Origin of the sequence: Dietzia sp. DQ12-76, assembly GCF_014145045.1 — a bacterium.
Taxonomy (GTDB): Bacteria; Actinomycetota; Actinomycetes; order Mycobacteriales; family Mycobacteriaceae; genus Dietzia.
In genome coordinates this window covers 1-6,673 of record NZ_JAALDV010000089.1, presented here as the reverse complement: position 1 = coordinate 6,673, position 6,673 = coordinate 1, and the positions used below count along the sequence as shown (strand labels likewise).

The 6,673-nt window shown below is 70.0% G+C and carries 8 protein-coding genes and 1 pseudogene; 5 read left to right on the top strand and 4 right to left on the bottom strand.

Features of this window, described 5'->3' with window-relative positions:
* The 4 genes from G6019_RS04230 to G6019_RS04215 all read right to left on the bottom strand — a co-directional run.
* Positions 1-186, bottom strand: a 186-nt coding sequence (locus tag G6019_RS04230; RefSeq protein ID WP_182627092.1) for a BatC protein, incomplete at its 3' end; no start/stop codon positions are given.
* Between the two features lie 196 nt (positions 187-382).
* Positions 383-913, bottom strand: a complete 531-nt coding sequence (locus G6019_RS04225; RefSeq protein ID WP_182613574.1) for a hypothetical protein — start codon at positions 911-913, stop codon at positions 383-385.
* Complete coding sequence (locus G6019_RS04220; protein ID WP_182613575.1) at positions 910-1,140, bottom strand: helix-turn-helix transcriptional regulator; 231 nt, start codon at positions 1,138-1,140, stop codon at positions 910-912. The genes G6019_RS04225 and G6019_RS04220 overlap by 4 nt, the downstream gene beginning before the upstream one ends.
* 64 nt (positions 1,141-1,204) lie before the next feature.
* Positions 1,205-2,011, bottom strand: a complete 807-nt coding sequence (locus tag G6019_RS04215; RefSeq protein WP_309230154.1) for an IclR family transcriptional regulator — start codon at positions 2,009-2,011, stop codon at positions 1,205-1,207.
* A 163-nt stretch (positions 2,012-2,174) separates the two neighbouring features.
* Here G6019_RS04215 and G6019_RS04210 point away from each other — a divergent pair, with 163 nt between their 5' ends.
* The 5 genes and pseudogenes from G6019_RS04210 to G6019_RS04190 all read left to right on the top strand — a co-directional run.
* A complete protein-coding gene (locus G6019_RS04210; protein ID WP_182613576.1) occupies positions 2,175-3,041 on the top strand; it encodes an isocitrate lyase/PEP mutase family protein in 867 nt (288 codons plus the stop codon).
* A 3-nt stretch (positions 3,042-3,044) separates the two neighbouring features.
* The gene (locus tag G6019_RS04205) at positions 3,045-4,301 is read left to right on the top strand and encodes a 3-isopropylmalate dehydratase large subunit (RefSeq protein WP_182613577.1); all 1,257 of its coding nucleotides are present in this window, start codon (positions 3,045-3,047) and stop codon (positions 4,299-4,301) included.
* The gene (locus G6019_RS04200; protein ID WP_182613578.1) at positions 4,298-4,825 is read left to right on the top strand and encodes a 3-isopropylmalate dehydratase; all 528 of its coding nucleotides are present in this window, start codon (positions 4,298-4,300) and stop codon (positions 4,823-4,825) included. The genes G6019_RS04205 and G6019_RS04200 overlap by 4 nt, the downstream gene beginning before the upstream one ends.
* Positions 4,826-4,892: 67 nt before the next feature.
* Positions 4,893-6,254 (top strand): MFS transporter, encoded by a 1,362-nt coding sequence (locus G6019_RS04195; RefSeq protein WP_182613579.1) that lies wholly within the window; start codon positions 4,893-4,895, stop codon positions 6,252-6,254.
* Positions 6,251-6,673 (top strand): annotated as a pseudogene (locus G6019_RS04190) (hydroxyacid dehydrogenase); the annotation flags it as partial. The gene G6019_RS04195 and the pseudogene G6019_RS04190, both read left to right, overlap by 4 nt.

Below are 6,673 nucleotides of genomic sequence, written 5' to 3'. Positions count from 1 at the left end.
ACCGTCGGCACCGCCGTCGTGGCCGTCCGGGTTGGAGCCGCCGTCGGCGAGGCCTTCGCCCTCACCCTTCGTGTGCTGGGCGGAGCCGTCGGCACCGCCGTCGTGGCCGCCGGGGTTCGAACCGCCGTCGGCGACGCCCTCGCCCGAGTTGCCGGTGGTCGTCATGTCGTCGTCGTTGATAGCCATGTGCGATCCTCTCGTCGGCGCAGGCGCTGACCTGCGCGGATTCGTGCGGTGTCGCCACGTGCCCGGGCTGGCCCGGACACGATGGGGCTTGCCGTCCCCACTATGCCACCGGACCTGCACGGGGCACGACCGGTCGGAATCGTGCATCGGCTCGCCTCCGCACCCCGGCCCGCGGTGAGGACCAATCACGCCGCTGCTACTTCCCGCGGCTGGCCTTGCGGTAGCTCACGACCGACCCGATCATCCCGGCTACCGCACCGATCATCCCGCCGATCACGGCGCCCTGTGCCGCCCCGCCGAGCGGACCCTCCCCGGGTGTCAGCGTGACGGACGGGGTCGGCAGGAGCGGCTGACCAGCGAAGACGGTGAAGGTCATCGCGGCGAAGACCAGGGCGACGAGCGCGCACCCGCCGACCATGGTCACCATCGCCGACCTGGCCCCGGACCGCTCGACGAGAGCGTTGAGGTGGACACCCCGCCGCCGCGCATACCACTGGGTCGCCGCCGCGGGCAGGATGGTGAGCACAAGGAGCACCGTCGGGAGCAGGATCAGGCCGAACGCCGCCGAGACGACGGCTCCCGCCAATCCCGCGTACAGCCCGATGGTCAGGCCGAACGAACTCGCCTCCATGAAGACCGTGCGCTCCCGCTCATCGCCGTACACCGGGCTGTCGAGGTTCATCACCCGGTCCGACCACCGGTCGAACACGCTGTCACGCTGAGTCATCGGGGTTCCTCCTCCAGAATGAATAGCTCTTCGACCGACCGTTCCAGGACCCGCGCGATGCGAATCGCCAAGTACACCGACGGCGAGTAGTCGCCCCGCTCGACCGCGATGATCGTCTGCCTGCTGACTCCCACCGCCTCGGCGAGCTCCGCCTGGGTGACCCGCTTCTCTTTGCGGTACTCCCTGACCGGGTTCGGCCCGGTCACGTCGGACTCCCGAACTGCCATGGCCCGATGTTAAGCAGGCTTGACTTCTAGTGTCAAGAGTAGTTGACCCGGGCCCGGGCCTCGGTCACCCGCGCGCGGCTCGCAGTGCCGCCGAGATCCGGAGGGCGGCCCGCGTGACGTGCGCGATCTTGGCCTCGAGGATCTCGCCGGAGAAGTTCTCGGAGCGACCCCCGATGCTGATCGACCCCAGCACGGACCCGTCGTCGTCGAGGATCGGCGCGGCGACGGCGGACACCCCCTCGAGGAAGTCGGACTCGCTGAGCGAGTAACCGGCGGCGCGCACCTCGTCGAGGTGGGCGATCAGCTCGCCCGGCTCGTGCACCGTACGGGAGGTGTAGGTGTGCAGGCCCGGCCGGATCCACGCGTTCCGCAGCTGCGGGGAGTGGGCCAGCATCGCGACCGGGCCGGCGGCGGCGTGGTACGGCAGGACGGTCCCGATGTTGATCCCGGCGACGACGAGGCTTCCGCTCCCCTCCACCTTGTCGATGCACACGGCGCCCTCCTCCGCCGGGACCATGAGGTACGCGGTATCGCCGAACTCCGCGACCAGCCCCGTCAGGAACGACCGGGCGGCCGAGCGGATGTCCAGGTCCGCCAGGGCCGACGCCCCGATCTCGAACAGTCGCACGGTCACCCGGTAGCCGCCCTCGGGCGTGCGATCGACCCACCCCGCGTGGATGAGGGTCGCCATGAGCCGGTGCACGGTCGTCTTGTTCATGCCGCTGACCTCGGTCAGCTCGGTGAGCGTCCACGTGGAGCGGTCGGCGCCGAAGTGGTCGAGGAGCGCGCAGGCCTTGAGAAGGGCACCCACCAGTTCCCTGCTCTGCGATGCGTCGGATGCGGGCGACGGCGGCCTGGGCGGACTGGGCACGGCGAGGTCCTGTTCTGTCCGGGGTGTCGGGTGGTCCCGCCATCGTAGGCAGCCGGCCGCGGTTCCACCCCGACCGCCCGCGCTTGACATGTGACGCGGACCACGTTTAGTTTCGTACCGCATTACGAAATGCGTTCCGCTATACGAAATGGAGGTGAGCGGCATGACATCGCCCACCCTGAAGGACCTCACCTCGGACAGGCTCGTGTACGCGCCGGGGGTCTGGGACGGACTGACGGCGCGACTGGCAGAGCAGGCCGGCTTCGACGCACTGTGCGCCTCCGGCTTCGCGATCTCCGCCGCCCTCGGGCTCCCCGACGCCGAGCTCTACACGATGAGCGAGAACCTCACCGCGATCCGCACCATCACCGCCGCCTCCGCACTCCCGGTGGTCGCCGACATCGACACCGGCTACGGCAACGCCGTCAACGCCGCCCGCACGGCGACGATGTTCGTCAAGGCCGGCGTACAGGGCATGTTCATGGAGGACCAGGTCTCCCCCAAGTCGTGCCCGATCTGCGTGGGCGAACCCGTCGACCTGATCCCCGTCCCCGAGGCGGTGGGCAAGATTCGCGCCGTCCGCGACACCACCCCGGACGACGTCCTGCTGATCGCCCGAACGGACGCCACCGGCGAGGAGGCCCTCCGGCGCGGCCGGGCCTACGTCGAGGCCGGCGCCGACATGATCATGCCGGTCACCAAGACCTTCAGCACCGTGGAGGAATGGCAGCGCTGCCACTCCGAGGTCGGCGTCCCCCTCATGGCCACGCTGACCGCGTCCACCTGGACGGAGCGGGAGTTCACCCCCGAGGTCCTGGACCAGATCGGCGTGCGACTGGCGCTGCTGCCCACCCAACTGCTCATGGCCGCCACCGGTGCCGGCCGGACCGTGCTGGGTCGCCTCGCGGCGGGTGAACCTCCGGCCGAGGTGAGCGCGGACGCGATGGCCCACCACGAGTTCGTCGAAATGATCGGTTTCCCCGAGATCGAGGCGATGCAGAACGAGTACCTACCCGCGAAGGGGGCGTGACCGATGGGCTTCACGATCGCCGAGAAGATCCTCGCCAGGGCCACCGACCATCCCACCGTGCGCGCCGGGGAGAACCACGCCGTCCGGCCCTCGCGGATGATCGCCTACGACTTCCCCGGGTACACCGACGTCATGTTCCGGCAGATGCACGAGGACTTCGGCATCACCACGCTCGAGGACCCCGGCCGGTACGTCGTCTTTATCGACCACATGCTCACCAGGAAGGACCAGCGGGAGACCGAGGTCCACACCGTGACCCGGGAGTGGTGCGAGTTCTACGGCATCGAACTCCACGAGGCCGAGGGGATCGGCCACCAGCTGACCGCTGAGCTCGGCCTGGCGACCCCCGGCGACTTCCTGGTCCACTTCGACGGCCACATCAGCGGGGTGGGCGCCTTCAACGCCCTCGGCTGGGGGATCCGACGCGACCTCATCGAGGCATGGGTCACCGGGCAGGTGCACGTCGACATCCCCCGGACCACCCGGTTCGAGCTCACGGGGACGTTCCCGGACGGGGTCGACAGTCGCGATCTGGTCCACACCATCATCGAGCTGGTGGGCGCCGACGGATGCGCCCACCAGGTCATGGAGTTCGGCGGTCCGGGCGCCCGCGACATGGCGATCGACCACCGACAGGGCCTGTGCGGGATGGCGATGTTCACCGGGGCGGTGTCGGCGATCTTCGAGCCCGACGACGTCTCGATCGCCTACGCCACCGAGGTCGCTCGCGGAGAGTTCGACCCCGTCTATCCCGACGCCGACGCCACCTACGCCGCGCGCCACAGCATCGACCTGTCGACGCTGGTGCCCCGCGTCGTCCGGCCGGGCTCGGCGCGCGTGGCCAACACCTCGACGGCGGCCGAACTCGAGGGCACGCCCATCACCCGCGCCTTCATCGGGTCGTGTGCCAGCGGACGGATCGAGGATCTCCGGGCGGCCGCCCTCGTGCTCGACGGGCGGAAGGTCGCACCGACGGTCGAGCTCAACATCGTCCCGACGTCCAAGAAGGTGTTCGCCCAGGCCGAGGCGGAGGGGATCCTCGACGTCCTGCGCACCGCCGGGGCGACGATCGCCGAGTCCAGCTGCGACTTCTGCTTCGGCTACCAACAACCCCTCCAGCCCGACGAGAACTGCATCTCCACCGGCGTCCTCAACATCACCGGCCGGATGGGCAGTCCCGAGGCGAACATCTACATGGGTTCGCCTTACACCGTCGCCGCCAGTGCGATCACCGGCACCATCGGGGAGGCGTCCCGATGAGCGCGTACCCGCCGCCGCCCGACGTCATCACCGGCCGCGTCGCCTGGGTCTTCGGGGACGACTTCGACATCGATCTCGTGGTGGGCGTGGCCAACATCAAGACCTACGACCGCGAGCTGTTGCGGGCGGCCTGCATGCAGGACTTCGACCCCGGCTTCGCCGAGCGCGTCCGGCCCGGCGACATCGTCGTGGGGGGCCGGAACTTCGGCTACGGCCACCCGCACTACCCGCCGATGATCGCCCTCCGGGACCTCGGGATCGCCGCGGTCGTCGCCGAATCGTTCTCCCCCGGCTTCTGGCGCGGCGAGACCTTCAACGGCATGCCCCTGATCACCATCCCGGGGGTCACCGCGGCGGTCTCGCGCGGCGACGAGGTCACGCTCGACTGGCGCACCGCGACCCTGGAAGCCGCCACCGGCACCCGGATCACGGGCACCCCGCCCAACCCTCGTACCGTCGCGATCATCGAGGCCGGCAGCTCGTACGACCTGCTACTGGCCGAGCACGCCCCCGCGCGGACCTGAACCCCCTTCCACTGCTCCACCTCACCGCCCCCTGCCTGCCCCTCCTGACCGACAAGGACGCGACACCATGACCGAGGTACATCAGCCGCAGCACCACGCAGCAGCGGCACCACCTGACGCCGACCACCCCACGGCGGAGTCGACACGGCGCACCCCCGACCCCAGGCTCACCCGCCGGGCCGCGCTCGCGGGCGGGGTCGGCACGCTCATCGAGTACTACGACTTCGCCGTCTACGGGTTCCTGGCGGTCTTCATCGCCCCGCTCTTCTTCCCCTCGCAGGACCCCGCGGCGTCGATCCTGTCGACCCTGGCCGTCTTCGGTGTCGCCTACGTGGCCCGGCCGGTCGGCGGGATCTTCTTCGGTCGCCTCGGTGACCGCATCGGCCGCCGGACGGCGCTCATCGCCAGCGTCGTGGCCATGGGCGTGGCCAGCGGCATCCTCGGAATGCTCCCGACCCACGCCGCCATCGGCGTCGCCGCACCGATCCTGCTCGTCCTGGTCCGCCTGGCACAGGGCTTCTCCGCCGGCGGCGAGATCGGTGGCGCGGCGACCTACATCGCCGAAACCGTGCCCGCCGGCCGACGGGGCTTCTTCGGTTCCTTCACCCCGATCGGCGCCACGCTCGGGTTCGCGGTGGCCGCCGCCGTCGTCGGCCTGGTCACCCTGCTCGTCGGCGAGGAGGCCATGTCCTCGTGGGGCTGGCGCATCCCGTTCCTCCTCGCCCTCCCCCTGGCCTTCGTGTGCCTGCGCATCAGGATGAAGCTCGAGGACACACCCGAGTTCGAGGCGATGGCCAAGAAGAAGGAGGTCGTCAAGAACCCCCTCCTCGGTGTCCTGCGCGACCACCCCTGGTCCGTGGCCAAGGTCGTCGGCGTCGCGGTGGCCATGAACGGCTCCGGCTACATCGCCCTGACCTACTTCAGCGTCTACCTCACCAACGATCTCGGATTCGGCAAGAGCGCCGTCTACTGGACCTCCGCCATCGCGATCGCCTGCGCGTGCGCCACCTTCCCGATCAGCGGCGCCCTCACCGACCGCTTCGGCCGCAAGCCCGTGCTGGTCGCCGGGTACCTGTCCTACATCGTCATCGCGGTTCCGGTGTTCATGCTGCTCGGCGCCACACAGAGCATCCTCGTGGTGGGTCTGGTGTACTTCGTCTACATGGTGCTCAACGGCGTGGTCCAGGTTCCCGCGTTCCCGTTGTTCACCGAGCTCTTCGGCCGACGCGTCCGCTACACCGGCGTCGCCCTGGGCTTCAACATCGGCACCATCATCGCCGGCGGGACCGCCCCGTACTTCGCCGCCCAGCTCGTCGCCTGGACCGGCAGCGGCATGGCGCCCGCATACTGGGTGATCGGGGTCTGCCTGATCGGGCTCCTCACCGTGTCCACCATCACCGAGACGGGAAAGAAGGCCCTGCCGACATGAGCCCCACCCCGGGCGACGCCACCGGCCTGCGTGTGGCCGTCGAGCCGACCCGCGACCCCCACCTCGTCGACGCGGTGGAGGGCGCGGGCGGCTCGGTGGTGTCTCTGGACGAGGCCAGGATCCTGGTGTGGATCGGGGGTCCTGACGGTTTCCCCGCGCTTCCCGACCACGTCGAGTGGGTGGCGCTGAGCACCGCGGGAATCGAGCACTTCGTCGCCGCCGGACTACTCGACGACCGCCGGACCTGGACCAACGCCTCCGGCTTCTACGCCCGTGGAGTCGCCGAGCACGCACTCGCCCTGCTTCTCGCGGGCACCCGCCAAGTCGTCCGGTCGGCCCACACCCGCTGGGCCAAGGCCGCCGTCGACCCCGCCGTCCGCACCCTCCGCGGCGCCTCGGTCGCGATCATCGGCGCCGGC